Below are 26766 nucleotides of genomic sequence, written 5' to 3' on the forward strand. Positions count from 1 at the left end.
CTATTCTTCTTCGATCGCCATCAGAAGATCCACTCTTTCCTGATGCCGTCCTCCCTGGAATTCGGCTGCCAGCCACTCATCCACGATCATTTTCGCCATCTCCGGACCGATGATCCTTGCTCCAAAGGCAAGGATGTTTGTGTTGTTGTGCTGTTTGGACAGCCTTGCCGAACATGGCTCCGAACAAACGGCGGCTCGGATTCCCTTTACCTTGTTGGCCGCCAGCGAAATCCCGATCCCTGTACCGCAGATCAGGATTCCCTTCTCCACTTCTCCGCTTATTACTGCCTTTGCCACCTTTTTTCCATAATCCGAATAACTGCAGCTTTCTTCTGTATCCGTTCCATAGTTCCAGACTTCATATCCCTGATCCTGCAGATGCTGTGTGATCTCCCGTTTCAGTTCTACTCCTGCATGGTCATTTCCGATTCCTATCTTTGTCATTGGCTTCCTTCCTCTCTTCCACTTTGTTTCTTTTTATATTATAATGTGCTGGTATCAAAATAACAACCTTACACATCAGGATTTCAAGGAGGTTTTATGATAAAATTAATCGCAAGTGATCTGGACGGCACTCTGCTGAAGGATGGCGCCCAGCGACTGGATCCTTCTCTTTTTCCTCTGATCATGGAGTTGAAAGAAAGAGGGATTCAATTTGCCGCGGCCAGCGGCAGGCAGCTGCACAGCCTGCATCAGCTTTTTGCCCCGATTCGGGACGACATTTACTACATCGCAGAAAACGGATCCTTATGCATTCAGAATGCAACCGTTTTGGTAAAAGGGGAGATTCCCCGGGATCTGGGACTGGAGCTGTTTCGATTTTCCCGAAATTATCCCCACTGCAGCTGTCTGCTGTCCTGTGAATCCTGCGCCTACACGGATTCAAAAAGTGACGGGTTCCTTCACCTTATGCAGCAGGAGATCCGTTCCAATATTTACGCGGTAGAGGACCTGTCTCAGGTGGAGGAAGCTTTTTTAAAGATCTCTTTTTGTGACTTCACAAACACAGAAGCCTTATTTCAGCAATCCTACCGTTCTTTTTCCTCCCGGCTGAAAGTCGTCACCGCCGGCCCCGGTTGGATCGACTTTGCCGCCATCGGCGTCAATAAAGGAACTGCCCTTGCCCGTCTGACAGACTATCTCCGGATTCGTCCTGAGGAATGTATGGCCTTTGGCGATGAGTACAACGACAAAGAGATGCTCCAGTTTGCCGGCACCAGCTATGCCATGGCAAGCGGCGCAGAAGGCATCCAAAAATACGCCACCCACGTCACCGACTCTGTGGAAACCGTCCTCCGGGATCTGCTGGACAGCCTGCCTGCCCGGAACCGGTAGAGCAGTCTTTGCACGGCTTAAACCGCTTTTCACCTGAATCTGAAAGGACATTTTATGAAAGTTTCTTATCAGCCTGTTATTTTATATGAGGATGACTCTATTCTGGTTTGTCAAAAGCCACCCGGTATGGCCACCCAGAGCCGTCGCATCGGCGAGATGACCGTGGAATCTCACCTAAAAAATCATCTGGCACAAAGTCGTCCGGCAGGACGGGAGCCTTTTCTCGGCGTGATCCATCGCCTGGATCAGCCGGTGGAAGGGATCCTTGTTTTTGCCCTGACTTCCCAGACAGCCGCCAGTTTAAACAAGCAGCTGCAGCGCAACGGCTTTGGAAAATACTACCGGGCATTTACGCAAAGCCAGCCGACTCAGCCAAAGGGATATCTGAAGGATTACCTAACAAAAGACACCAAAACAAATCTTTCCCGTATTTCCACGCCTTCAGATCCCGCCGCAAAACCAGCCTCCCTGTTTTATCAGACGGTGGTGCAGCCCCCGTACTATTTCGCAGGCTCTCCTTCACTTCCCCCGGGAACAGAATTGGATATCCGGCTGGAAACCGGGCGGCATCATCAGATACGGGTACAGCTGGCACACCTGGGCTGCCCTATCTGCGGTGACAGAAAATACGGCTCCTCTGCCCTTTTTACAAACAGACTGTGTCTGTGCGCCTACCGCCTGGAATTTCTCCACCCGGAAACCGGAAACCCCATGGTATTTTCTCTGCTGGATGGAGTACATCATACGAACTGAATAAAAGCGAGATATGGATACAGGATTGGAAGGTAACGCAGCAAAGATATTGGAAGGGGATTGGTATCCCTCCGAAATTGAGACGCGAGACATCTCGGCAAATAATGCGACAATGTGTATATAACAAAAGCATCCTATTAAATCCAGTTCAATATATTGACAAATTGATTCATTCCAAGTAAGATACGATTAACAGAACCCGCCACGCTTAGTCTTGTTTCGGCAAGAATGCGCAACCCGGCGGGACTTTCTATATCCAGAGGTAAACAATGTATACATACCCCAAGAATTTTTTATCTATTACACAATTAATTCAAAAACTCAAGGACAACGGAATGATAATAGATTCAATTGATGTTGCTGAAATAGCACTAACCACAATTGGATATTACCGATTGAAAGGCTACAGTTTTCATCTTATTGATCCTTCCACCAAAAAGTACATAAAAGGAACAAATTTGTCTGATGTTTTAAGGCTGTACTATTTTGATTCAGAGCTGTCTGGTCTGCTGTTCAGATATTCATCGCAAATTGAGGTTGCATTAAAATCGCGGCTTGTCAACGCATTTCAGATTACCCAAGATACACTGGTTTTAAATAATCCTTCTGTATTTAAGGACAAGAAAACATTCTGGAAAAATCAGAGCACCATTGCATCCGAAATCAGTCGCTCCAATGATATTTTCATAGAGCATAACTTCCATAACCACGATGGAGCCATTCCTATATGGGCGGCTGTCGAAGTAATGTCTTTCGGCACTATATCAAAAACTATTAAGAATATGAAAACCGGCAACAACAGCGCGTTTTCTGAACTGATAAAAAATTATAAGTTCAAAAGCGGCGACGGACATGATATCAACCCATCAAAAGACATGTTCACATCCTGGGTTCAGTCTGTTTCCATAATGAGAAATATTTGCGCCCACAACAGCCGTATTTACAATCGTAGCATCAGCACAAGGCCACAGCTTATTTATTCTGACATCATTAGTCCGCCTCCTCGATACAGTGGCCTATATCAAATTATACTTTCTATGAAATACCTTCGCCCAACCGAAAATTCCTGGACGATTTTTATAACTGATTTCAAACGGTTACTGAATAATTATTCTGATGTCTGCGATATTCGCAGATTAAATTTCCCATCCGATTGGAAAATCCATTTTTGATGTACATCATAATTTTCAAAAAAAGAACGGAAGTATCAGCCCTCCGCTCTTTTCTTCCGCTCTGGTTTCCTATTTCAGGAACCCTTTGATTTTTTCGTAAATGCTCTGTGCATCCAGTCCATACTTTTTGATCAGCTCTGCCGCCGGTCCGGATTCTCCATAGGTGTCGTTGATTCCGATCTTCATGACTCTGGCCGGCGCTTTCTCTGCAACCACATCACAAACGGCGCTTCCCAGACCTCCTATAATAGAATGCTCTTCCACCGTCACGATCTTTCCTGTCTTTTTTGCCGCCTCGATCACCGCCGCTTCATCCAGCGGCTTGATGGTATGCATATTGATCACTTCCGCCTCAATCCCATCTTCTGCCAGCATTTTCGCCGCTTCCAGCGACTCGGATACCGGAAGGCCGGAGGCGATGATGGTCACATCCTTCCCTTCTCTTAAACGGATAGACTTTCCGATCTCAAACTGATACGTTTCTTCCTCATTGATCACCGGAACTGCCAGCCTGCCAAACCGCAGGTAAACCGGTCCTTTATGCGCATAGGCCGCGGCTACAGCCGCCCTTGCTTCCACATCGTCAGCCGGATTCAGCACCACCATTCCCGGAATGGTACGCATCAGGGCAATGTCCTCGTTGCACTGGTGGGTCGCCCCGTCCTCTCCTACGGAGATCCCTGCATGGGTCGCTCCGATCTTTACGTTCAGCTTTGGATAGCCCACAGAGTTTCTCACCTGTTCAAACGCGCGCCCTGCTGCAAACATGGCAAAAGAGCTGGCAAACGGAACCTTGCCTGCCGCCGCAAGACCGGCTGCCACGCCGATCATGTTGCATTCCGCGATCCCGCAGTCAATATGGCGTTCCGGAAACGCCTTCTGAAATGTACTGGTTTTTGTAGCTGCCGCCAGGTCTGCATCCAGAACGACCACATCCTCATGCAGCTTTCCCAGCTCTGCCAATGCATTTCCATAGCTTTCTCTCGTTGCGATCTTCTTTCTCTCTGCCATTACACTTCACCTGCTTTCTCTAATTCTGCCATTGCCGCTTCGTACTGCTCCTGATTCGGTGCAGATCCGTGCCATGCCGCCTTGTTTTCCATGAAGGAAACTCCTTTTCCCTTTACCGTCTTCGCAACGATAGCTGTGGGACGGCCCTTGGTCTCCCTCGCTTCTTTCAAAGCATTTTCGATCGCGTCAAAATCATGCCCGTCAATATTTATCACATGGAAGTTAAATGCTTCAAACTTCTTGTCAATGGGATACGGGGAATTTACCTCATCGATCGCTCCGTCGATCTGCAGATTGTTATTATCTACGATCACCACCAGGTTGTCCAGCTTCCTGTGAGCCGCCAGCATGGCAGCCTCCCACACCTGTCCTTCCTGGATCTCTCCGTCTCCCAACAGGGTATAAACTCTGTAGTCCTGTCCGCTCAGCTTGGCAGAGATCGCCATACCTACTGCGGTGGAGATTCCCTGTCCCAAAGATCCACTGCTCATATCTACTCCCGGTATGTGTTTCATATCCGGATGTCCCTGTAGGTAAGATCCAACCTTTCTCAAAGTTTCCAGATCTTTCACCGGGAAAAATCCCCTGTTAGCCAGCGTCGCATAATAGCCCGGCGCCGTATGACCCTTGGACAGAACAAACCGGTCCCGGTCCGCCTTTTTGGGATCCTTAGGATCGATCCTCATCTCTTTGAAAAACAGATAGGTATAAAGTTCTGTAGCCGACAAGGATCCGCCCGGATGTCCTGATTTCGCATGATAAACCGCCGTCAGGATCCCTTTTCTGATTTCATTTGCTGTGTGTTTTAACTCTGCTTTGTTCATCTGTGTGTTCCTTTCACTTCTTTGGAATGATCTTTGCTATTCTCCAAAAACCGCCTTGTAATCTGCCTGAAACTTTTCGATCCCCGCATCTGTCAGAGGGTGCTTCGTCATCTGCTCGATAACGGAATACGGCACGGTGGCAATGTCTGCTCCTGCCAGTGCACAGTCTGTTACATGGAGAGGATGTCGTACGCTTGCCGCAATGATCTCTGTCTCGATCCCTGCTACCGCGAATATCTCTGCGATCTCTGCGATCAGATCCGTTCCTCTTACAGAGATATCATCCAGTCGTCCCAGAAACGGAGATACAAAGGTAGCTCCTGCCCTCGCTGCCAAAAGCGCCTGATTGGCGGTAAAAATCAGGGTCACATTCGTCTTGATCCCCTCCTGAGTCAAGGCTTTGCATGCCTTCAATCCTTCCACCGTCATGGGAAGCTTTACTACCATGTTGGGATGGATCGCCGCGATCTTTCTGCCTTCCTCGATCATCCCCTCTGCATCCACCGTCGTTGCTTTTACTTCCCCGCTGATAGGCCCATCCACGATCCCTGCGATCTCTGCGATCACTTCCTCAAACACTCTTCCTTCTTTTGCGATCAGAGACGGGTTGGTGGTCACACCGCAGATCACGCCCATATCATTTGCTTTCCGGATATCTTCCACCTTTGCTGTGTCGATAAAAAATTTCATGCCAACTTCCTCCTTCAATTCATACGCCTTACTTGCACATTTGCCTTTGATTATATCCCATCTTCAGAAGCACGGTCAATAGATCTGGATTTTTATTAATAATCAATTATTTTTATTAGTATTTTTTATCAATCCTGGCTTTTTTTCGTTTCTCCTCTTTTTGTTCCCCTGCATTTTCTTCCCCGTTTTGCGGAAAACTTTCTATTTCCTTTTTTCGCTTTGCTTTCTCCGGACTTATCCAAAATCCCCCGGCATGTTGCCGCCGTTTTCGCTTTCACTCCTGCGAAGGAGAAAAACTAATTTATTATTAATAATTATTTGAAAACTATTAATGTTTGTTCTTTTTTCCGGTATAGGCGTTCGCCGTCGTTCCCCGGACGATCAGCCTTGGCTCATATTCCACGTGATACGTGCTGATGGGTTCCGGCTGAGAGGTTTCCCTGTAGTGGGACTCCATCTTTTTCATAATGATGTCGCAGGCATCTCTCCCCTTGAATACCACAAAATGTTCGATGGTGGTAAGATCTACCTTGCTCATTCTGGCAAAAAGGGTGTTGTCGCAGCCCATCACCGATACCTCCTGAGGAACCTTGATCTTCGCCTCATAGAGAGCGTCCAGGATCCCAAATGCGATCATATCGTTCAGCCCCACAATGGCCGTGACCTTTTCTTTCTCTGCCAGAAGTTCTTTTGTCAGTTGATAGCCGATCTGATATTCCGAATCAATATCCGGCATCTTTCGGTCCGCTTCTTCCTTTGCTGCTTTTACGGTAACGCCCTCTTTCCACCCCGCCTTTTCATATTCTGCCAGAAATCCTTCTACCCGCTTGGATCGCTGCTTTTGTCGCAGAGTAAGAGGCGGTGCAATATATGCCACCTGATGATGCCCCAGCTTCAAAAGGTGTCTGGCCATAATACGCCCCAGCTTTGCATTATCCAGTTCCACCGCATCCACCTTCATTTTTTCATTCTGATTGTTGATGATGGCAATGGGGATCTCCCGGGAAAGACGCTCCACCGCTCCCAGAAAGCCGGAGCCGGGATTGCAGGTGTAGATCACCCCCTGCGGTTTGAGGCTGCGTACCATCTTCAGATATCGCTCCTCCATTTTCAGATCCCTTTGGGTATTGCAGACAAAGAGACCGAACCCCTGCTCCCTCGCTCTGGACTCGATCCCCTGCAGTAGCATAACATAATAAGGATTGGTCAGGTTCGGACAGAACACTACCAGAAGTCTTTCTCCCTTTTTTCTGCTTCGTACCTTTTTCTGCGGAAGCACATAATTTAATTTCCTGGCTGCCGTCTCCACTTTTTCGATGGTTTCTTTGGAAAAAGAAACATTTGACTTGCGATTTAGTATCATGGAGACAGTGGATTGGGAAACACCCGCCAGGCTTGCCACCTGTGCAGAGGTTCCTGCCGCGCTCTTTTTTCTGCCCATTCCTTTGGCCTCCTTCTTCTACAGCTGAGTCCTGCCTTCCAGCGCCCGAAGAAGCGTCACCTCGTCTATGTATTCCAGGTCGCCTCCTACCGGCACTCCGCTGGCGATCCGACTGACCTTGATCCCCGCCGGTTTGATCAGCTTGCTGATATACATGGCCGTCGTTTCTCCTTCCAGGCTGGAATTGGTGGCAATGATCACCTCATCCACTTCTCCCTGCAGCCTTTCGATCAGCTCTTTCAGCTTAATATCTCCTGGACCCACCCCGATCATCGGCGAGATCGCCCCATGAAGCACATGATAAACGCCTTTATATTTGCCTGTTTTTTCATAAGCGGCCAGATCCCTTGTGGTTTCCACCACCATGATAGTCTTCTGGTCTCTCTCCTGATTGCTGCAGATCGGGCACAACTCCTGATCTGTCAGCGTATAACATTGTCTGCAGTACCTGACATTTTTTCTGGCGTCTACCATGGTGTCCGCTAGGCGCTCCACTTCCTCCACCGGCATATGGATCAAATGAAAAGCCAGCCGTGCCGCTGACTTTGAACCTATGCCCGGCAGACGCGACAGCTCCTCTATCAGTCTGCTGATCTGTCCACTGTAATAATCCATTCCTGTTCACTCCATTAAAACAATCCCGGGATCTGTCCACCCATTCCGCCAGTCAGCCTGGACATGGCAGAAGCAGAAGATTCATCCACTTTCCCCATCGCTTCATTGACTGCCGCCACAATAAGGTCTTCCAGCATTTCCACATCATCGGGATCCACAACCTCCTGATCCAGCTTCAGCTTCAGGATCTGCTTGGTTCCGGAAACCGTCACCTCCACGGCTCCGCCTCCCGCCGTAGCCACAAATTCCCTGGTTTCCATTTCTTTTGCCTGCTCTTCCATCTGCCGCTGCATCTTTTGTGCCTGCTTCATCAGATTTGCCATGTTTCCCGGCATTCCGCCTCCCGGAAATCCACCTCTTTTTGCCATTGTCTGTTCCTCCTTTATTCTTGCTCCTCAATCGTCAGTTCCATGTGTATCTGTTGTTCTATGTCTACAAAGCTGTCCTCAAACCGTCTGCCCTTCTCCATCTGGCGAACGTCTATCCGGATCTGTTTTTCCGTTTTTTCCTCCAACAGACGCGACAGCTCCTCCAGCCGTTCCGGAGCTCTTACTGCATCCGCCTCCACTTCGCTTGGCATCACCACCAAAAGCAGATTTCCCTCTCCCGCGCTCAGCCTCGCTTTTTTCAGACATATCCGAAGCAGGGGAGATGCTTCCTGTATGATCTCCCGAAAGTTTTTTGCTACATACTGCACCTCTTCCGTCAACGCCTCGGGAAGTGCCGGCCTGGGACTTTGTGCCTCCTGCTGCAGCTTTGTTCCCCCCTCCCGGATCACCGGGCGGGCAGAAGGTTCCTCCTCCATCACTGTCAGCCGCTGTTCCATTCGCCGCAGCCTGTCCCACAGGGCATCCTCCTTCTTCTCCATCTCCGGCCTGCAAAGTCTGATCAGTGTCATTTCCAGCAAGATCCTCTTTTGCCCGGAAAATTTCATCTGATTGCTCAGCTCGGAGAATACCCGGATGTAATGAAACAATGTTTCGTCCTCTACCTTCTTTCGCAGGCTCTGAAGCTGATGGAACTGCTCTGCCGAAATCTCCAGAAGCTCTGCCGCTTCTTCTCCTTCCGTTACCAGAAGGAGATTTCGCAGATACCAGGTAAAGTCTATCGTCATCTGCGTCAGCTCCCGTCCTTGGAGCACCAGCTCTTCCACCGTTTGGATCACACCCTTTACTTCTGCCGCCAGCAGCTTCTCCAGCAGTTTCCCAAAAACGGACTGGTCCACCGCTCCCAGCACCTCCAGTACATGCTCATAGGTCAGCTTCTCCCCCAGATAAAAGGCGGTACATTGGTCCAGAAGACTCAGCGCATCCCGCATGGATCCATCCCCCATGCGTGCAATGTACCGGATCGCTTTTTCCTCCACCTGAAGCCCTTCCTTTTCTACCAGCTCCTGCAGGCGCTCTGTGATCGTACCGCTGTCGATCCTGCGGAAGTCGTATCTCTGACATCTGCTTAGGATCGTGACCGGAATTTTGTGCACCTCTGTGGTAGCCAGAATAAAGATCACATATTCCGGCGGTTCCTCCAGTGTTTTCAGCAGTGCGTTAAAGGCTCCTGCCGAAAGCATATGCACCTCGTCGATAATGTAGACCTTATACTTTCCCTTTGCCGGACGGTAGGACACCTCTTCCCGGATCTCCCGGATATTGTCTACTCCGTTATTAGATGCCGCATCGATCTCGATGACATTCATGGAGCTGCCTTCCCCGATCTCCCTGCACATGGAGCAGGCTCCGCAGGGACTGCCTTCCCTGGGGTGTTCACAATTGACTGCCTTCGCAAAAATCTTTGCCACCGTCGTTTTTCCGGTTCCCCTCGTTCCGCAAAACAGATACGCATGCCCGATCCGATCCGCCTGTATTTGATTTTTTAAAGTCCGCACCAGGGCCTCCTGGCCTTTTACATCCTGAAATCCCTGCGGTCTGAATTTGCGATATAATGCCATATATGACATGATTTTTCTCCCGTCTTTTCTGCTTCTCTCGCTGTCGTTTGCCAGACGTTTGCGGTTCCTTTCCCGCCGCCGTCAGATGCCGAAGCTGATGCCTGTCTGCCTTGCTTCTTCCAGAATCTCCGCCTTCGGATCCACACCCTTTAGCCTGCCTGCCACCTCTTCCAGGGGAACACGGACGATCTTCCCGGATCGCACGCCCAGCATGCAGCCGTATTGCCCATCCAGCACCGCCTTTGCCGCCGCAGCTCCCAGCCGGGTGGCCAGAACCCTGTCGTAAGCGCAGGGCGCTCCGCCTCTCTGCGCATGGCCCGGCACGGTGATCCGCACTTCCTGATCTGTTCTCTCCTGGATCTTTTCTGCGATCTCATAAGCCACGGAAGGATAGCCGGCAGCCGCCTTCTGCTGTTTTCTTTTCTTTTTTGGAAGCTCTGCTTCCTCTTTGGACAAAGCGCCTTCTGCCACTGCAATGATGGTAAATCGCTTCCCTGCCCGCTTTCTTGCGTCCAGCGCTTCCGTCACTTTTTCTATGTCATAAGGGATTTCCGGCAGAAGGATAATATCCGCCCCGCCTGCAATGCCCGCATAAAGTGTGACCCACCCCACTTTATGTCCCATCACTTCTACAATAAAGACCCGGCTGTGGGAGGTGGCCGTGGTATGGATCTTGTCAATGGTATCTGTAGCAATATCTACGGCACTCTGAAACCCAAAGGTCATATCCGTTCCCCAGAGATCATTGTCAATGGTCTTTGGCAGTGTCACAATGTTCAGCCCTTCTGACCGCAGAAGGTTCGCCGTCTTGTGGGTTCCATTTCCCCCCAGGATCACCAGGCAGTCCAGATGCAGCTTGTGATAGGTATGCTTCATGGCTTCCACCTTGTCCAATCCATTCTCGTCCGAGATCCGCATCTGCTTAAACGGTTGTCTGGACGTTCCCAGGATCGTGCCTCCTTTTGTCAGGATTCCTGAAAAGTCCTCCTTTTTCAGCATCTGGAAATCGGAGTAGATCAATCCCTTGTATCCATCCTGAAATCCATATATTTCTACAGACCGGCCTTCCCTGCAAAGTCCTTTGACGACTCCCCGCATAGCCGCATTCAGCGCCTGGCAGTCTCCTCCGCTGGTCAGCATCCCTATTCTAAGCATGGCTTTCCTCCTTGGTTTCTTCTTTCCTGCACATTGGAATTATACTCTATTTTTCTTTCCCGCACAATTGTGTTATACTGAAAAAAAGAATTGCTGCCGGAAAAGTTACGACCGGCAATCCAAAAAGAGGGGAAAGAGAGGTTGCACCTTGGATCAGTTAAAAGAAAAACTATGGAAGCTGGCTGCCAAAGGAGAGATCGTTCCGGACAGCTCGCTGTTAAAGACGCCTCAGCAGATTGAGGCCATCAAAAAAAGTGCCCGGCTGAACACGGCCGTTTTAGATCATGTAGAAGCCCATATCCGCGCCGGTCTGTCCACAGAGGACATCGATCGTCTGGTATTTCAGTTTACAAAGGAGCACGGCGGGATCCCCGCCCCGCTCGGATATGAGGGGTTTCCCAAAAGCGTCTGCACCTCCGTCAATAACGTGATCTGCCATGGGATCCCATCTGAACAGGAAATACTGAAGGAGGGCGATATTATCAACGTAGACGTATCCACCATCCTGGACGGTTATTTTTCTGACGCCTCCCGCATGTTTTGCATCGGAACGCCTTCTCCCGAAGCCCGGCGCCTTGTGGCGGTCACAAGGGAGTGTGTGGAGCTCGGCCTTGCCGCCGCCCGCCCCTGGGGGCATCTGGGAGATATCGCCTTTGCCATCTCCTCCCACGCGAAAAAACACGGTTATTCCGTAGTGGAAGAGATCGGCGGACACGGCATCGGTCTGGAATTCCATGAGGATCCCTATGTCAGCTATGTGACTCCCAAAGGCAGCGAAATGGTCCTGGTGCCGGGTATGATCTTTACCATTGAGCCTATGATCAATCAAGGTAGTCCCCGTTTTACTGTAAACAGCCAAAATGGCTGGACGGTATCCACCGTGGACGGCGGCCTGTCCGCGCAAGTGGAATACATGGTTCTGATCACGGATACCAAAGCGGAAGTTCTTAGCAGATAGAAGGCTGCCGCCTTTCTTTTTCCTGCAAAATCCATCAAATGACTTACAAGGAGGACCGTTATGCGTCTTAGAAACATCCCCCGGGCAGATTCTGTCCTGGAAGCCAGCCCGCTGGTGATCTCTTCTTTGCAGAAGGTATGCGGAGCATGGAATTCTCAGGTTTTCAGGGAGGATCACCCCATCCACATAGAAATCGGCATGGGAAAAGGCCAGTTCCTTTTATCTCTTGCTACTCAAAATCCCCACATCAACTACATTGGGATCGAACGCTATTCCAGCGTCCTGCTTCGTGCCGTGGAAAAACTGGGAGATCTGCTTCCCGAGAACCTTCGGTTCCTCTGCACAGATGCCCGAACATTGCCCGACATTTTCCAAAAAGGAGAAGTATCCGCTATCTATCTGAATTTTTCAGATCCCTGGCCTAAGGCACGGCACGCCAAAAGACGGCTGACCTCTTCGTTTTTCCTGCCCCTCTATCATCAGATCCTGAAGACAGACGGACGGCTGGAATTCAAAACGGACAACCGTCTCTTATTTGATTTCTCTTTGGAGGAGATCCAGGCTTCCCCCGTCTTTGAACTGGTCAGCTCCACATACGATCTTCACCGGGATCCCGTCCTAAGCCGGGGAAATATTATGACAGAATATGAGGAGAAATTTTCCTCCAAGGGCAACGCCATCTGCAAGCTGATCGCCCGTCCGAAAGAGAATTGTAACGCGTGAATGAAAGCTGCTTTTAAATTTCTTTTTCTTTCACATATTGCTGAATCGCATCGCAGATGTACTGCGCTGTTCCATCTCCAAATTTGTCCAGGTTCTGTTTAAATTCCACATTTTGAACATAGCCCCGGCCAATGCTTGCAAATACCTGCAGCTGACAGTCAAACGCATATTCGCAAAGATGTTTGTGCAGCTTTTCTGCTAACACTATGGTTTCTTTCGCGGCGGAGCTTATCCCCTTTGACCTATTCTCAGAAAAAGCAAAGAAGATGTTGTTAAAGCCGTCTGTGAGCTCCTGCTCTTTTCCTTTTTGTTTTTCAATCGCTTCTTCCACCACTTCCTTCCCATACAGATCTACTGCCGCCTGCCTATATTTTTGATTGTCCTGGTACGTAAATCCATTAAATTTTTCTTTTGTTGACATCGTAACTCTCCTTTCTTGTGACGCGATTGTCTTTTCCAGGGTATCTATCAATGTCAGGAGTTTTTGCTTTTCTTTTTGCAGCAAAGCCAGTTGATTTTTTAGATGATAGAGCACCTGGCTCTCCTCTTGTTTTAGCAGTTCTTTTATCTTCTTCAAAGAAAAGCCCAGGTACTTATAAAACAATATCATTTGCAAAAAGGACATATCCTCTTCCGAATAGTACCTATATCCATTTTCCTGTTTTTGAGGAGACAGCAGGCCGATCTTATCATAATGGCGTAAAGCGCGCACCGATACCCCACTCATTTCACTAACTTTTTTGATCAAATACATGAAAGCACCTCCTAACAATGCCAAGCATAAACGATTACGTTGTGTCATAGTCAATGCCTTTTTGAAAATTTACTGTAACTTTATGATCCTCGCAGTATCGCGCGGTGTAAAGCCCTTCCCCTTGATCCAAAATAGCGAGGCAGCAAACGCTGTCTCGCTATCAAAATCTGATGCTTCGGGGACATCTCAAGTTCCCTCCGCCATCTTCCTTTTCTTTGCCTATTTTTGTTTATCCTTCTCTGTGCCCTTTTTTTCGTGGCTTCGCTTTCCTTTTTGTGCTGCGCCCGGCTCAAATTCAAACACGGCAACTCCATAGGCAGGAAGCTTATAAGCAATCGAATGCTTTCTTCCGTCACATTCCTGCAGTTTTGCTGTATAAACTTTTTTCTTTCTTTTACTATTCCCCCCATATTTGGCCGAGTCGCTATCTAAAACCAGCCGATAGTCCGTGTCCATGGGAACCCCCACCATGTAATCTTCCCGTTCTACCGGGGTAAAATTGCATACGAACAGGAGATTCTTCTTTTTCTTGGCCGAATACCGCACAAAGCTGTAAATACTGCGGAAACAGTCGTCTGCGTTGATCCATTCAAATCCATCCCAGCTTTTATCCATCTCGGAAAGAGCCGGATGCTCTCTGTACAGATGAAGCAAATCTCTTACAAACTCCTGCATATGCCGATGATTTTCTTCTCCCAGCAGATACCAGTCCAGTTCTCTTCCTTCGCTCCACTCTCTCTGCTGTGCAAAATCCTGTCCCATAAACAGCAGCTTCTTTCCCGTATGTCCCATCATAAATGCGTAGCCTGCCTTCAGATTGGAAAATTTGTCTTCTCCGATCCCCGGCATTTTGTTGATCATGGAGCACTTTAAATGTACTACCTCGTCATGGGACAGCACCAGGATATAGTTTTCTCCGTATGCATAGCTCATGGCAAAGGTCATCTGGTTGTGGTTATGCTTGCGGAAATAGGGATCCAGCTTCATATATTCCAGGAAATCGTGCATCCATCCCATGTTCCATTTCAGGTGAAAGCCCAGTCCTCCCTCTTCCACGTCTCCCGTCACCTTCGGCCAGGCGGTAGATTCCTCTGCGATCATCACGACTCCCGGATTCCTTTTCTTCATGACGGAGTTCAGATGCTTGAACAGCTCGGTGGCCTCCAGGTTTTTATTATCGCCGTACTCATTGGGGATCCACTGTCCATCCTGCTTTCCATAGTCCAGATACAGCATGGAGGCAACCGCATCCACCCGCAGCCCGTCTATATGGAACTGCTCCACCCAGAACAACGCATTGGCGATCAGGAAATTGCGGACCTCATTTTTCCCATAATCAAAGATCTTGGTCCCCCAGTCAGGATGCTCTCCCTTTCTGGCGTCTGCGTATTCGTAGGTAGGCGTTCCGTCAAAGTTTGCCAGTCCGTGAAGATCTCTTGGAAAATGTGCCGGTACCCAGTCTAAAATAACGCCGATGCCGTTCTCATGAAGATGGTTGACCATCCAGGCAAAATCCTCCGGCGTTCCATAGCGGGATGTGGGAGCAAAATAGCCAGTCACCTGATATCCCCAGGAGCCGTCAAAGGGATGCTCTGCGATTCCCATTAGTTCCACATGTGTGTACCCCATATATTTTATATATTCGGCAACCGCCTCCCCAAATTCCCTGTAAGAGTAGAATCCTTCATCCTCTCTCCCTGGATGTCTTTTCCAGGAGCCGATATGGACCTCATAAACAGACATGGGGCTTTCTTTATGATCCCATGTTTTTCGTTTCTTCATCCAGGCTTTATCCGTCCATTTCAGCTTGGAAAGATCTGCCACCTTCGACGCCGTTCCCGGACGATACTCCGCATAGTTCCCGTATGGATCCGATTTAAATACTGCTTCACCCGTATAGGTCCAGACACAGTACTTATACATCTGGTATTCCTGGACCCCCGGAATAAAGCAGGTGTAGATTCCCAGCGGCTCCTGCCTCTCCATACGGTTCGCTTCCGTATTCCATCCGTTAAACTCTCCCACCACGGAGACTCCCTGTGCCCGAGGTGCCCATACCGCAAAATATACTCCTTCCACCCCGTCTTTTTTGGCTTTGTGTGCTCCAAGCTTCTTATAGATCTCGTAGTGTGTTCCCTGGCCAAACAAGTATTGATCCAGTTCTTCTATCTCGTAAGACGTCTGCTTCTTCTGTTCCATCCTCACCTTCACCTCGCCTTTACTGTATTATTCTTATTATACTTTACGCACACGTAAAAAGAAAGGGTTTGGAGATATGTTTCCAACCCTTTCTCTTTGCTTATACCCTGAAATCTTCTTCTTTCAAAATGATCCTGGAGGAATCGTCCGTGCCCTTACCAAACACCCTCCTTGCCAGATGCTTCACATTAGCCTTCTGGGAATGTTCAATGGCCTCGTCCATGATCTCTTTTACCTCTGCTACCGTCACCGCATGGTCTTCCCTCTGCATCACGTCGATTCGGCTATACAGCGCCAGGATTCCCATTTCATCCAGCTTATACCCATTCTCTTTTGCATAGGTCTGACCAAACGTTACCAGCTCATCATTGATAAACACCGGAAGCTCCAGTTTGGAAGTGAATTTCTTTTTGAACTCGGGATGCGCCGTCAAAAGTCTCTCCAGCGGCTTTCTCTGGTCTTCTAGTACAAAAAGCAACTCTCCTGTTTTCTTTTCCATCAGGTAGCTCAGTTCCTTGATGGTTCTGGAATTCAGCTTGCCTGCTTTCTCCACGATAATGGCACCGCCTCGAAGCTTCTGAATGATATTCGTCAGCTCTTTCTTGTTGAGGGACTCTCCCGTCACGATAGCCACTTTTCCCTGCTTCAGATTTCTCTGCTTCTGGATCGCTTTGACAATGTCTACAGCCAGCACCGTTTTCCCGGAGCCTTTCCGTCCGATCACCAGAAGGTTTCCTGTCTTGGATGTGCCTTCCCGCTGCGCTCTTCTGTCATTGTCCAACACTTCCACGATCTGCTCACTCATGCCTCGAACAGGAACAAAGTAAGAAAACAGTTTCTTTTGCTCTTCTGTAAGTCCTGCCTTCAGACCGATCTCGCTGGTAGCGCTCAGGTCGTATCGTCCGGTTACCACAAATCCGGTATCAAAGGGAACTCCGCCTTTCGACTTGCGGATCCGATCCTGGATCTCCTCCTCAGAGGGTTCCTCAATCTCCAATTCTTCCTCTTCTTCCGGTTCCAGAGGCTCCTCCTCAAAATCGTCCTCGTCAAAGTCTGTCTCTGCAAGCTCTGCTTCCTCAAAGTCCGCTTCGCTTTCGTCCTCTTCCTCATCTAGGAACTCTTCGATCTCTTCTTCCGATTCTTCTGTATCGAGAAAATCGTCTCCGTCCTCTTCGTCAAAATCGTCCTCTGCTTCCGCCTCTTCCATAGGAGCATGGATCATTTCTGCCTCTTCCGGCATTTCCTCATCCTGATCAAAGATCTCTTCTTCGTCAAAGTCGTCCTCGTCAAACTCTTCATCCAGGTTCTCCTCCGAAGCAGTTTCAAGATCTTCCTCCCACTCTTCGGACTCTGCCTCCTCTTCGGAGAGCGCTTCCGGGAACTCCTCTGTCTCTTCTTCCTCTGTCAATGCTTCTTCCAGACCTTCTTCCTCTTCCAGAGAAGCTTCCGGTTCCATCTCTTCCTCAAACAGAACTTCTTCGCGGGACTCTTCCACAGGTTCTTCTGTCTCCGACTCTTCTTCCGGGACTTCCGTCTCTTCAAAGTCCGGCTCTTCCCCTTCTTCCTCAGAGAACGGCTCTTCCTCTACCGGAACCTGGCTTTTGTCCGATCCTTCCAGCCTCTCGATCAGCTCCTCCAGATCGTCTGAAACGTCTTTTGTCTCTGCCTCTTCCAGTGCGTACTGCTCTGCTTCCCGTCTGGACGCCTCTGCTTTTCTTTCCTCTTCTTTCAGGCGCTCTTCTTCCGCCGCCTTTGCCGCAGCTTCCTCCGCCGCTCTCCTTGCAGATTCCGCCAGCCTTTGTTCCATCAGGCGGCGTTCCTCTTCTTTTCTTTTCTGGGCTTCTTCCCGCTCTTTACGAAGCCGCTCTTCGTCTTTGGCCTTTTGTATCTCGATCGCCTTGGCGTGCTCCTTCTGCTTCTCTTCCCACTTCATCAGGATCTCGTCAATGCGAAGTTGTCCGTTTTTCTTTAGTTCATCGTCTCGTTCTGCCATCGTTTTCTCCTCCGATTTTGGCATAAACGGCTCCGGCGTTCCTCCGGCCAGCGCTGCCTGTATGCCGCTTCCTCCGATTACTTTCGTGGCTTCTGCCGCTGTTTCTTCTCCGGCCGTTTCTCCTGCTGAAAGCTGCTCCAACGCTTCATCCAGGCTTTCCGGTGCTTCCGCCTTTTCCTCCCGGCTTGCTCCTGCCGCCCGCAGTACCTCTGCCATGGCGTTCATCTTCTTCTGGGCTTCTTTTTCCTTCGCCTCTTTCTCTTCTCCGACGCCGTGTCTTTCCTCATATTTTTCCTGCTGCAGAGGGGTCAGCGGTTTATAGCGCATCTTCAGCTCCATGGCCTGATACACATACTTTCCTTCACTGAACCAGAGGATCAGGTCGTCGCACTCTTCGATGCACTTTGCCGTCATACCTGCATCATGGTAGAGTTTTGCCAGCTCATAGGCCCACTTTTCAATGTATTCTGCTTTTTTAAAATCTTCCAATGTCCGGATCTGCTCCTGGATCGGCGTCTTCTGTGCCTTCTGGATCTTGTATTTTAAGATGTACTGGTTTGGATCCTTTGGCGCCAGCTTTACAAACTCCTCATAGCAGTCTGACGCCTCGCTGAAATCACCGATCTTTAAAGCCAGCGTTCCCAGACGATACACGATCTTTCTGCTTCCGGGCGCCTTGTCAAACGCCATAAACAGGACATCCCGGCTTTTCTGGAACTCCCCTGTCTGCTCGTAGATCTCACTGACCGTATTCAGCATCGATACATTCTTTACTCTGCGCCAGTCGATGGTGTCTGCAATCTCCATTGCTTTCTTGTATTGCTTATTTCCAAAACACTCCATCATCTGTTCTGTTTTTACCCTATATTCATATTTATCCAAGTCACTCACCTCAACTATTTGATTACAGTTTTACGTCTCTCATTTTAGCACAGCCCCTTTCTATTGTCAAAATGTATCGCCTTTAGTTTCGGTAGAATTCGCGGGATTTTCCGCGTTTTTTCGCAAGGCATCTTTTCTTTCGAACCCGTTTGACCACCTCTTTCCGAAAAGGATTTTTCTGTGCCTTCACTCTTTTCCACCACACCGATTTATCTTCAACGATTCCTGAACATTCATCATTCAGTCCAAGTATTCTCCTATTCAAAAAATCGATTCACTTGTCAATGGACAAAGATTGATCGTATTAAACACACTCTTCTGCTCAAAAAATTGCTGAGGAAGATTTTACAGACTTTTCTAGGAAATTTATAAAAAATATTTTTCAAACAAAAAGACAGCCACCATACAGTACATATGGTAGCCGCCTCTTTCCCTTATTCTGTTTTCATAAAATTCGGAGGTTCTCTTTCGGTTAAAAATCCCTCTGCCTTTTCCGCTCTGCCAGCGGTATATCCTTCCGTATTTTTTTCATCCCCCGAAGGGATAAAGCGTTTCAACTATAACACTATCACATCTGCACTTTCTGTCCTCCCGGTGAGAACGGCCGATGCTTCTTTCTCTTTGGCTTTCTCTGTTTCTTTACACAGATCCCACCTTTTGTGATGTTCGTTTCCCTGCGACGATCTGCAAATGTAACCAGCTACTTCCGACGCTCCTTCTCCGCGTTCTTTTCTTTTTATCTATGTCGGTGTGCCTGCATTTTCTCTTCTATAAAAGGCCTTCCTTGAGGGAACCGCCATTTGCAACATCACCGATCCGTCGCATTGCGTCTCTATTGAATTGTCCAATGGATTACCCTCCTTCGTTTGATTTCAAAAACGGATTTTCTTCTGTGTATTTTATCTTGCTTACTATACACTGTTTTTGATTAATTTGATAATAGCACCGACAGACTGTTTTGTCAATATTTTTTATTGTTTTTTTCTTTTTATTTGTCTTTGTTTTTATTTTGTGTATAATATTCTGACTATTATACCTTCCCCCTTTCTCTCTTTTCCTGTATGCTATACAACTTCCCCGGATTCTTCTCTTTTATGGAATAACACCCGCCGCTTTCTCAAAGTTTTTTCGGAGCAGATCCTTCTTTTGCTTTTCATTTTCCCTAGACTCTTCGTTTCTCGTTCCCCATTTTCCGCCGCCTTCTTTCGTTCCGGCACAAGCGCAGATTGTCAACCATTTTTATTTAATAGTTGACAATTTCCTTTTCTCCTTTTATACTTCTAAAAAACATGAAAGGAGCATTTCTATGCAATCATCTACAACTTCAACCCTGAATCTTCGCCGACTGATCCGGATCTCTTTGGCGGCTGCCATCATCTGTGTCGTCGCTCCTATTTCCATACCTGTTCCCGTCAGTCCTGTTCCCATTACACTGACCACGTTTATCCTGCTGGTCCTCGTGTATGTTCTGGGATGGAAGGACGCTCTGGCCGGTTGTGCCCTGTATCTGGCTCTTGGGGCTTTCGGTCTTCCCGTCTTTTCCGGTTTTTCCGGCGGCCTGGCAAAGCTGACCGGCCCCACCGGAGGATACCTGCTCGGTTTTCTTTTGTTTATCCTGATTTCCGGTCTTTTGGGCGAGGCATTTTCCTATCGTCCTCTCCCCTTCCTTCTGGGAATGCTCTTAGGCAGTCTGGCCCTATATGTGGTGGGAACTCTATGGCTTTCCCATCAGCTGCATATGGGATTTGTTCCCGCTTTGTCTGTCGGTGTTCTTCCCTATCTTCCCGGAGATGGCGTGAAGATTCTTCTGGCTCTTCTGGTAGGACCGGCTTTAAAAAAGCGGCTCCCTTCCCAGTCTTAAATCCTTTTGTAGATATACCGTGAATGGGGCCACGCGACTATCGCGTGGTTTTCCTAATGCAAACAGGGACATCTGAGCACATTGCCCAGTGTCCCTGTTTGTATTCCAACGAAATCCATTTCTTTTCTTCGTTTCTTTTTTTGTTTTCTGTCCGGGCGGCACGGCTTGCGCCGATGGCCTTATCCTCTGTAGTAATTGATCAGGCAGCCCTTCTGGATGATCTCCCGCTCTGTATCTGTCAGTTCTCCCAGCTTCAGTTCGATCTTGCGGCAGGCCTCTCCGATGACAAATCCTTTCACCGTTTCTTTCTTTTCTCGCACGCAGTCCCTAATATCCGGAATATACAGATAGTCTCCGTTTTTAAAAGTGAGAGCCTCATGGGGCTCTTCCGTCAGGAACGGAAGCATTCCCCAGTTGATCAGATTTGACCGGTATCTCTTGGTGGCATATCCGTTTGCGATATTCGCCCATCCTCCCAGCACTTTCTGGCAGGATGCCGCCTGCTCCCTGGCAGATCCGTCTCCCGGCTTCACTGCAAAGATCGTACTTCCGATCCCCAGATCCGCCGCAGCGTCTTCTCCGAAGGTTTCCCGGATCCGGCAGAGGACAGGTCCCACTTCCTCCAGCGCTTTTGCCGGATCTTCTCCTGCCTCCAGCGCCTTTTGTGCCAGTTGGACTTCCTTTGCTCTGCCCACATAGGCGGGATCCTTTCTGGAAAGGGCAAACTCTGCCAGTCCCAGCGGGTTAGAGCGATAAGACGAAGTTTCTCCCGACGGGATCAGTTCATCTGTGGTAGTAACCGGATCATGGATCTCTGATACCACTTTCAGCAGCAGGTTCTGTGGAAGGGCAGGCATCTGCGGCCAGTCCTTGATATTGGGTCCAAACCGGATCTCTACCGTGTCGTCCGCTTTTCCTTTACTGTCAAACACACGGTTGTCATAGATGCGGCTGTCAAAATGATACTTCACTCCCCGATACTCTACATCCAGATCCGTCGCCGCCGTAAGATACCCCTGATTTGCCGCCGTCGCCGCAATGGATCTGGCGTCCATCAGTGCCACGGAAGAAATCTGACCGTTCTGCAGCTTGGAGCCCTCCCTGTTGGGGAAGTTTCTTGTGGTGTGGCGAATGGAGAATCCGTTGTTTGCCGGCGTATCTCCTGCTCCGAAGCACGGTCCGCAAAACGCCGTCTTTACAATAGCTCCCGCCTGCATCAAGGTAGCGATGGCTCCGTTCTTTACCAGCTCTGTATAGATCGGCGTGCTTGCCGGATAGACGCTCAATCCGAATTCGTCCGCTCCCGTATATCGATCCTTTAAAATATCTGCCGCCGCACAGATGTTTTCAAACCCGCCGCCGGCACAGCCTGCAATGATCCCCTGATCCACATACAGCTTTCCGTTCACAATCTTTTCCTGAAGGGAGTAGTCCACCTCTTTGTCCAGGCTGATCTTTGCCTTTTTTTCCACCTCTGCCAGAATCTCTCTGGGGTTACGTACAACCTCTTCTATCGTGTATACGTTGGAGGGATGGAAGGGCATCGCCAGCATCGGCTTGATCCGGCTTAGATCTACATAGACCATTCCGTCATAATAGGTCACCGGGTCACAATCCAGCTGACGATAGGCTTCCTCTCTGCCATGAATCTCATAAAATTCCCGGATAATTTCGTCTGTCTTCCAGATAGAGGACAGGCAGGTGGTTTCCGTCGTCATAACATCGATCCCGATACGAAAATCTGCACTCAGTTTTCCCACGCCCGGTCCCACAAACTCCATGACCTTATTGTTTACATATCCGTTTCCGAAGGTGGCTCCGATGATCGCCAGGGCAACGTCCTGGGGACCCACTCCCTTTGCCGGCTCTCCTTCCAGATAGACTGCCACAACCTGAGGCATTTTAATGTCGTAGGTTTTCCTCAGCAGCTGCTTTACCAGCTCCGGCCCGCCTTCTCCTACTGCCATGGTTCCCAGAGCTCCATAACGGGTGTGGCTGTCTGAGCCCAGGATCATTTTCCCACAGGCCGCCATCTTTTCTCTTGCATACTGATGGATCACCGCCTGATGCGGCGGCACATATACCCCTCCATATCGTTTTGCGCAGGTCAGGCCAAACACATGATCGTCTTCGTTGATGGTTCCTCCCACTGCGCAAAGAGAGTTGTGACAGTTGGTCAGCACATAGGGAATCGGGAACCGTTCCAGGCCGGAGGCCCTGGCTGTCTGGATGATCCCCACAAAGGTAATATCGTGGGAAGCCATTTCGTCAAATCGGATCCGAAGCTCCTCCATGTTGTCCGATGTATTGTGCGCCTTCAAAATCTGATATGCGATCGTCCCTTTTGCCGCTTCTTCCCGGCAGACAGCTTTTCCTGCCTGTCTGGCTGCCTCTTCCCCTGTCGTTGCAATCTCTGTTCCGTTTAGCAGGTAAACGCCCTCCTGGTACAGCTTAATCATGTTTCTGTGCCTCCTTCTTTTCTAAATATCTATTATGCTCTGATACCATCATAGCGATCTTCAGCGTGAGAGCATCCTCAAACACCCGAATATCCAATCCGGTTTTCTTCTGTATTCGTTCCAGTCTGTGCACCAGTGTATTTCGATGCACAAACAGCCTTCTTGCCGCCTCGGATATATTCAGGCTGCATTCGAAGAAGGTATAGATAGCAGTCAGCTCTTCCTCCTCAAACACCTGCTCCTGTTCTCCCAGAAATACTTCTTTTAAAAACATTTGGCAGCGATCCCTGGGAAGCTGATGGATCAAATGCCCCACTCCCAGCTCTCCATAGGTCAGAAGATTTTTTTCCTCATAAAAGATCTTCCCTACCTCCAGCGCTGTCAGCGCTGTCTCATAAGCCTTTTTCAGATCCCGAAGATGAAAGATCACCCGGGCGCATGCCACGCGCACACCCACCATCGCTTCCATTTGCAAGGTGTCCAAGATCTCATGGCTGAAGCGTACCCGCTGCTGCTTGGTATCCTCTCCGTCCAGAGACTTCACCAGGATCGTCCGCCTCTCGTCCAGGGGAATTACAAAATCCCGGGAACCGTTTCCATACAGTCCTCGCAAGGTTTCCGGTATCAAGGTCTTCCCTTTACTGCGCGCCTCGATCAAAAACAGCGTCCTGGCGCCACTTTCCGCCAGTCTCAGTCTGTGCGTCAACTGAAGGATCTCCGACTCGCTCAGATCTTCCCGCATGATCCGAAGCAGCGTCTGCCCCTTGTCCAGCCTCTCCTTCTGAAGCAAAAGAAGATTGTTTAGCTGGCTGACTCCCCAGCAGCCGGATCGCTCCACCCCTTCCTGTCCACGGATCGTCAGGATGTACTCTCCCTCCGCTCCCGCCAGAAAGCATCCTTTTCCGCCTTCCAACTGCGTTTCCCTGCCGCTTTCGGAAAAGGTTTTGACTTCTTCTTTCAGCAAAAGGATGTTCTCTCCCGTCATGGCAAGGCAGTGTCCGGCTCTGTCCCACACTCCGCAGTCCTGCCCGGTGATCCTGTAAATATCCTGTATGACCCTGTGTAATATCTGGTTCGGCAGCATCCTTCTTTCTCCTTTCGCCATCAATTGCTCCTATTCTACCATACCCCGCTGAAAGTGTCTAATTTTTACCCGCACAAAATCTGCCGGTTTCAACTCTGCCAAAATCGATTCCCGCATCGAAAGCAGAACTGCTTTTTGTTCACACAGCAGAAATGGACAAGAGCATTTCCGTGAAAGCGGTTCCATCAAGCAGCTCTTCTATATGGTTGAATGCTTTTACTCCGCTATCATGTAATAATTGAGCCGCCTTGTCAGCCATAGACATCCCGGCACAAGCATTTGACAAAGCAACAGATCCCGCCAGAAAATGCGTCCTCTCTGATTGTTTGTAATATTGCGAACTACGAAAAATCCCTCCCGCATCTGTATACTAGCAGCGTCACAGATGGGGGAGGGACACGATGGCGTCAGAAACAAAGCATCCCGCATGCTTTCGATGCTCCAAATACTCGCCAAGTATTTACAAACCTCTGAACAGCCAAGGGAAATCACTTCTATTTCTCTTTATTAGATTTTATGGGATCGATAGCTTTCTACATTGTTTCAGCCTTACTTTGATGTATATGATACAATATAATGCATATTTTCCGGGATCGAAAAATGTATCTCCTGTATTCCGAGCTTCCCACTTAACCCTTCACTCATAGCTGTTTGGTGAAAATGTGATAAGGCTATCCCAAGGTCTAACTGTTTTATTTTTTTCATATCATCGCTTATGCTGTTCTTAAAGTCACAAAAGAAATGAAAGCTATTTCCCTCTTGAACTACCGCCCAAGGCTGCGCGTTTGTAGCACTAGGTGCCAGTCTGAGCATTTCCAGTGCCACTTTATATTTTCCGGCATCCGCCTGTGGCAAAGACTGATCAAAATTTTCTAAATAGAACAATTTGTCCCATGCTTTTCTGTTTTTAGAACCCAGACTCGCTCTGGTAAATTTTTCGACAAGAGAACGCTTTTCAGAAGGATAGCCAATGGGGCAAATACATGGAAATAAATCATCTGAAGTTATATCCATGACATTTTCAAAGTCTTTTCTGCTAAATGTTGCCGCAAGCCATACCGTTCCAAGATTCATGTGGGTGGCATATAAGACCAGGTTCTCAAATTGATAGCCTACCGCTTCCATAGCAAATGGTTCATCCCTTACTGTAATTGCAAGGAAGTCTCTTGCACCCTTTATCGTTCCATATGTTCCAAGTTGAACATTTTTTGCGCCGGTATCTTTACTGATGTATTGTACCCTAACAGTTACACCAAATGGATTGGTCAAAGTTTTATTAAAATCCATCAGTTTATTTTTATCTTCGTCAGTCAAGGATCTTGCCTCGAAGCTCCTGGTACTGACACGCTTTTTTATGGCTTTTTCAATATCAATTGGCAATTGACTTACTTCTTTAAATTCCATCTATATTTTTCCTTTCCCTATTTTCTTTCCATAGTGATAACCGTCTTACCCTTAGAGCGTCCATTGGCTACCTTGTCTAATGCTCTGTTCACTTCTTCAAAAGGATAAACCGTATCAATTGACGGCTTAATTTTAAAATTATCAAATAGATCGGCTACTTCCTGTAACTGGTTTCCATTCGATTCCACAAAAATAAAATCATAAGTAACCCCATATTCCCCCGCCAATTTGTCAAACTTACGTCCGGCAATTCCTAACAGAAGCTGCTTCCATTTTGGTAAATGCATTCTCTTTGCGAAAGCGCCATTTGGCATTGCTCTTAAGGATACTAATTTTCCTCCTCTTTTTAAAATCGTCATCTGCTTTTCCGTTTCATTTCCTCCAAGCGTATCTAATACATAGTCAACATTGGATAAAACTTTCGTGTAATCTTCTGTTTTGTAATCGATGAATTTGCTTGCTCCAAGTTCTAAAACTCTCTCTTTGTTTTCTACACTTCCGTTTGTGATTACGGTCAGCCCCTTTGCCTTGGCAATCGGAATCGCCATCGCTCCCACGCTACCCGTTCCGCCTGAAATAAAGATGGTTTTTCCGTTTTTCGCTTTCATCACATCCAGCGCCTGCATAATTGTAAGCGCTGTCAACGGTACTGCCGCCGCTTCTACATCAGAAAGATACTCCGGAACCTTAGCCAGTGCATCCTCGTCTACTGATACGAATTCTGCAAAGGCACCGATTTTATCCAAAGGAAGTCTTGCAAACACACGATCTTTTCCTTTATACTTCGACACTTGCGCACCAACTTGCTCAACTATACCAACAATCTCATTGCCGGCAACCACCGGTAGCTTATATGGAACAATCATTTTAACTTCTCCACGAGAAATCATATTGTCAAGTGGATTTACTCCTGCCGCCAAAATTTTTATCAGAACATCCCTGTGTCCTATAGTTGGCTTATCCAGATCAACCAACTTTACTGAAATATTTTTCTTATTGTATTGCTCTACTTGTGCCGCTCTCATATTTTCTCCTCTACCTATTTTTATCGTTATAGATTTTATACATATCCTCAATTAAGGCTTTCAGTGTTTTTTTCTGTAAGTTTAGTATTAACTGTTTTTCTGATTCTTCAAAGATCGGTAATAAAGCTTCTTTTATGCTTGCTCCCACAGGGCAATCCTGATTTACCGTATCATGCACATGCAGAAGTTCCTTTTCCGGGTATACTGCAAAATACACCTTATCTAAAGTTAGTTCACACGCTTTTATCTTCAGCATCATTCCCTTTTTGCCTTGCCTGCTCTCAATGATACCTGCATCTTTTAACAAGACAATAATCTTTCTAATATGACTGGCATTTGTACCCACACTTTTTGCCAGAAGCTCTGACGTAACTACATGAGTAGTTTCTTCCATATACACCAAAATATGAAGTGCCATTGAAAATTTTGTATCCATGTCAAACTCCTTTCCTTCAATTACAGTTGCATCATATCATGTAC

The 26766-nt window shown here is 48.2% G+C and carries 23 protein-coding genes; 6 read left to right on the forward strand and 17 right to left on the reverse strand.

Translation table 11 applies throughout. The annotated features are described in order from the left end of the window. Entirely contained in the window at positions 1-444 is a 444-nt protein-coding gene (rpiB, locus tag SOW26_RS01165) for a ribose 5-phosphate isomerase B (RefSeq protein ID WP_276959581.1), read from the reverse strand. A 96-nt stretch (positions 445-540) separates the two neighbouring features. On the opposite strand from rpiB, the gene SOW26_RS01170 reads away from it, so the two are divergent. The 3 genes from SOW26_RS01170 (at position 541) to SOW26_RS01180 (ending at position 3260) form a co-directional block, all read left to right on the forward strand. Further along, a complete protein-coding gene (locus SOW26_RS01170; protein WP_276959579.1) occupies positions 541-1335 on the forward strand; it encodes an HAD family hydrolase in 795 nt (264 codons plus the stop codon). 54 nt (positions 1336-1389) lie between these two features. Then, positions 1390-2088 carry an RluA family pseudouridine synthase gene (locus tag SOW26_RS01175; RefSeq protein WP_320651728.1) on the forward strand — a complete coding sequence of 233 codons (699 nt, stop codon included), beginning with the start codon at positions 1390-1392 and terminating at the stop codon, positions 2086-2088. Between the two features lie 335 nt (positions 2089-2423). Continuing rightward, positions 2424-3260: an Abi family protein gene (locus tag SOW26_RS01180; protein ID WP_276960289.1), complete on the forward strand. Its 837-nt coding sequence runs from the start codon at positions 2424-2426 to the stop codon at positions 3258-3260. A gap of 69 nt (positions 3261-3329) precedes the next feature. Here SOW26_RS01180 and SOW26_RS01185 read toward each other — a convergent pair whose 3' ends face one another. The 8 genes from SOW26_RS01185 to SOW26_RS01220 all read right to left on the reverse strand — a co-directional run bounded on the left by SOW26_RS01185 (position 3330) and on the right by SOW26_RS01220 (position 10944). Next, on the reverse strand, positions 3330-4271 hold the full coding sequence (locus SOW26_RS01185; RefSeq protein WP_276960288.1) for a transketolase family protein: 942 nt from the start codon (positions 4269-4271) through the stop codon (positions 3330-3332). Next, on the reverse strand, positions 4271-5095 hold the full coding sequence (locus SOW26_RS01190) for a transketolase (RefSeq protein WP_276960287.1): 825 nt from the start codon (positions 5093-5095) through the stop codon (positions 4271-4273). Before SOW26_RS01190 ends, SOW26_RS01185 begins: the two co-directional genes overlap by 1 nt. Positions 5096-5131: 36 nt before the next feature. Then, the gene (fsa, locus tag SOW26_RS01195; protein ID WP_276960286.1) at positions 5132-5785 is read right to left on the reverse strand and encodes a fructose-6-phosphate aldolase; all 654 of its coding nucleotides are present in this window, start codon (positions 5783-5785) and stop codon (positions 5132-5134) included. 328 nt (positions 5786-6113) lie between these two features. Continuing rightward, complete coding sequence (locus SOW26_RS01200) at positions 6114-7226, reverse strand: LacI family DNA-binding transcriptional regulator (RefSeq protein WP_276960285.1); 1113 nt, start codon at positions 7224-7226, stop codon at positions 6114-6116. A gap of 18 nt (positions 7227-7244) precedes the next feature. Beyond that, positions 7245-7841: a recombination mediator RecR gene (recR, locus tag SOW26_RS01205; RefSeq protein ID WP_154477381.1), complete on the reverse strand. Its 597-nt coding sequence runs from the start codon at positions 7839-7841 to the stop codon at positions 7245-7247. A gap of 14 nt (positions 7842-7855) precedes the next feature. Continuing rightward, complete coding sequence (locus tag SOW26_RS01210; RefSeq protein ID WP_154477379.1) at positions 7856-8209, reverse strand: YbaB/EbfC family nucleoid-associated protein; 354 nt, start codon at positions 8207-8209, stop codon at positions 7856-7858. 14 nt (positions 8210-8223) lie between these two features. Then, positions 8224-9798, reverse strand: a complete 1575-nt coding sequence (gene dnaX, locus SOW26_RS01215) for a DNA polymerase III subunit gamma/tau (protein ID WP_276960284.1) — start codon at positions 9796-9798, stop codon at positions 8224-8226. A 72-nt stretch (positions 9799-9870) separates the two neighbouring features. After that, complete coding sequence (locus SOW26_RS01220; RefSeq protein ID WP_276960283.1) at positions 9871-10944, reverse strand: 6-phosphofructokinase; 1074 nt, start codon at positions 10942-10944, stop codon at positions 9871-9873. Between the two features lie 148 nt (positions 10945-11092). Between SOW26_RS01220 and map the strand changes: the two genes are divergently transcribed. Both map and trmB read left to right on the forward strand, forming a co-directional pair. After that, positions 11093-11902 (forward strand): type I methionyl aminopeptidase, encoded by an 810-nt coding sequence (map, locus tag SOW26_RS01225; protein WP_320651729.1) that lies wholly within the window; start codon positions 11093-11095, stop codon positions 11900-11902. Between the two features lie 60 nt (positions 11903-11962). Then, positions 11963-12625 carry a tRNA (guanosine(46)-N7)-methyltransferase TrmB gene (trmB, locus tag SOW26_RS01230; RefSeq protein WP_320651730.1) on the forward strand — a complete coding sequence of 221 codons (663 nt, stop codon included), beginning with the start codon at positions 11963-11965 and terminating at the stop codon, positions 12623-12625. 13 nt (positions 12626-12638) lie between these two features. Here trmB and SOW26_RS01235 read toward each other — a convergent pair whose 3' ends face one another. The 3 genes from SOW26_RS01235 to SOW26_RS01245 form a co-directional block, all read right to left on the reverse strand. Continuing rightward, positions 12639-13379, reverse strand: a complete 741-nt coding sequence (locus SOW26_RS01235; RefSeq protein WP_320651731.1) for a MerR family transcriptional regulator — start codon at positions 13377-13379, stop codon at positions 12639-12641. A 219-nt stretch (positions 13380-13598) separates the two neighbouring features. Continuing rightward, complete coding sequence (glgB, locus tag SOW26_RS01240; protein ID WP_320651732.1) at positions 13599-15578, reverse strand: 1,4-alpha-glucan branching protein GlgB; 1980 nt, start codon at positions 15576-15578, stop codon at positions 13599-13601. 100 nt (positions 15579-15678) lie between these two features. Next, positions 15679-18417: a tetratricopeptide repeat protein gene (locus SOW26_RS01245; protein ID WP_276960290.1), complete on the reverse strand. Its 2739-nt coding sequence runs from the start codon at positions 18415-18417 to the stop codon at positions 15679-15681. Between the two features lie 1342 nt (positions 18418-19759). On the opposite strand from SOW26_RS01245, the gene SOW26_RS01250 reads away from it, so the two are divergent. Then, positions 19760-20314: a biotin transporter BioY gene (locus tag SOW26_RS01250; RefSeq protein WP_320651733.1), complete on the forward strand. Its 555-nt coding sequence runs from the start codon at positions 19760-19762 to the stop codon at positions 20312-20314. Between the two features lie 179 nt (positions 20315-20493). On the opposite strand, the gene SOW26_RS01255 is transcribed toward SOW26_RS01250, so the two are convergent. From SOW26_RS01255 to SOW26_RS01275, 5 genes are all read right to left on the reverse strand, one after another. Next, on the reverse strand, positions 20494-22773 hold the full coding sequence (locus SOW26_RS01255) for a hydratase (protein WP_320651734.1): 2280 nt from the start codon (positions 22771-22773) through the stop codon (positions 20494-20496). Further along, positions 22766-23878: a PucR family transcriptional regulator gene (locus SOW26_RS01260; RefSeq protein WP_276959955.1), complete on the reverse strand. Its 1113-nt coding sequence runs from the start codon at positions 23876-23878 to the stop codon at positions 22766-22768. Before SOW26_RS01260 ends, SOW26_RS01255 begins: the two co-directional genes overlap by 8 nt. Positions 23879-24406: 528 nt before the next feature. After that, positions 24407-25261: a nitroreductase family protein gene (locus SOW26_RS01265; RefSeq protein ID WP_276959954.1), complete on the reverse strand. Its 855-nt coding sequence runs from the start codon at positions 25259-25261 to the stop codon at positions 24407-24409. Between the two features lie 17 nt (positions 25262-25278). Beyond that, a complete protein-coding gene (locus SOW26_RS01270) occupies positions 25279-26286 on the reverse strand; it encodes an NADP-dependent oxidoreductase (RefSeq protein WP_320651735.1) in 1008 nt (335 codons plus the stop codon). A gap of 10 nt (positions 26287-26296) precedes the next feature. Further along, positions 26297-26722 carry an Rrf2 family transcriptional regulator gene (locus SOW26_RS01275; RefSeq protein WP_154477310.1) on the reverse strand — a complete coding sequence of 142 codons (426 nt, stop codon included), beginning with the start codon at positions 26720-26722 and terminating at the stop codon, positions 26297-26299. Between the last annotated feature and the right edge of the window lie 44 nt (positions 26723-26766).

The sequence above is a fragment of the Suipraeoptans intestinalis genome (genome assembly GCF_034091795.1).
Lineage (GTDB): Bacteria > Bacillota > Clostridia > Lachnospirales > Lachnospiraceae > Suipraeoptans > Suipraeoptans intestinalis.

Excerpts from the sequence above, each read along its gene's own strand:
- dnaX (WP_276960284.1), bottom strand. The coding sequence starts at position 9,798 with ATGTCATATATGGCATTATATCGCAAATTCAGACCGCAGGGATTTCAG.
- SOW26_RS01260 (WP_276959955.1), bottom strand. The coding sequence starts at position 23,878 with ATGGCGAAAGGAGAAAGAAGGATGCTGCCGAACCAGATATTACACAGG.
- SOW26_RS01175 (WP_320651728.1), top strand. The coding sequence starts at position 1,390 with ATGAAAGTTTCTTATCAGCCTGTTATTTTATATGAGGATGACTCTATT.
- SOW26_RS01185 (WP_276960288.1), bottom strand. The coding sequence starts at position 4,271 with ATGGCAGAGAGAAAGAAGATCGCAACGAGAGAAAGCTATGGAAATGCA.
- SOW26_RS01190 (WP_276960287.1), bottom strand. The coding sequence starts at position 5,095 with ATGAACAAAGCAGAGTTAAAACACACAGCAAATGAAATCAGAAAAGGG.
- SOW26_RS01275 (WP_154477310.1), bottom strand. The coding sequence starts at position 26,722 with ATGGATACAAAATTTTCAATGGCACTTCATATTTTGGTGTATATGGAA.
- recR (WP_154477381.1), bottom strand. The coding sequence starts at position 7,841 with ATGGATTATTACAGTGGACAGATCAGCAGACTGATAGAGGAGCTGTCG.
- rpiB (WP_276959581.1), bottom strand. The coding sequence starts at position 444 with ATGACAAAGATAGGAATCGGAAATGACCATGCAGGAGTAGAACTGAAA.
- SOW26_RS01200 (WP_276960285.1), bottom strand. The coding sequence starts at position 7,226 with ATGGGCAGAAAAAAGAGCGCGGCAGGAACCTCTGCACAGGTGGCAAGC.
- SOW26_RS01270 (WP_320651735.1), bottom strand. The coding sequence starts at position 26,286 with ATGAGAGCGGCACAAGTAGAGCAATACAATAAGAAAAATATTTCAGTA.
- SOW26_RS01245 (WP_276960290.1), bottom strand. The coding sequence starts at position 18,417 with ATGATGGAGTGTTTTGGAAATAAGCAATACAAGAAAGCAATGGAGATT.
- glgB (WP_320651732.1), bottom strand. The coding sequence starts at position 15,578 with ATGGAACAGAAGAAGCAGACGTCTTACGAGATAGAAGAACTGGATCAA.
- trmB (WP_320651730.1), top strand. The coding sequence starts at position 11,963 with ATGCGTCTTAGAAACATCCCCCGGGCAGATTCTGTCCTGGAAGCCAGC.
- SOW26_RS01170 (WP_276959579.1), top strand. The coding sequence starts at position 541 with ATGATAAAATTAATCGCAAGTGATCTGGACGGCACTCTGCTGAAGGAT.
- SOW26_RS01255 (WP_320651734.1), bottom strand. The coding sequence starts at position 22,773 with ATGATTAAGCTGTACCAGGAGGGCGTTTACCTGCTAAACGGAACAGAG.
- fsa (WP_276960286.1), bottom strand. The coding sequence starts at position 5,785 with ATGAAATTTTTTATCGACACAGCAAAGGTGGAAGATATCCGGAAAGCA.
- SOW26_RS01180 (WP_276960289.1), top strand. The coding sequence starts at position 2,424 with ATGATAATAGATTCAATTGATGTTGCTGAAATAGCACTAACCACAATT.
- SOW26_RS01250 (WP_320651733.1), top strand. The coding sequence starts at position 19,760 with ATGCAATCATCTACAACTTCAACCCTGAATCTTCGCCGACTGATCCGG.
- SOW26_RS01265 (WP_276959954.1), bottom strand. The coding sequence starts at position 25,261 with ATGGAATTTAAAGAAGTAAGTCAATTGCCAATTGATATTGAAAAAGCC.
- SOW26_RS01210 (WP_154477379.1), bottom strand. The coding sequence starts at position 8,209 with ATGGCAAAAAGAGGTGGATTTCCGGGAGGCGGAATGCCGGGAAACATG.
- SOW26_RS01235 (WP_320651731.1), bottom strand. The coding sequence starts at position 13,379 with ATGTATTTGATCAAAAAAGTTAGTGAAATGAGTGGGGTATCGGTGCGC.
- SOW26_RS01220 (WP_276960283.1), bottom strand. The coding sequence starts at position 10,944 with ATGCTTAGAATAGGGATGCTGACCAGCGGAGGAGACTGCCAGGCGCTG.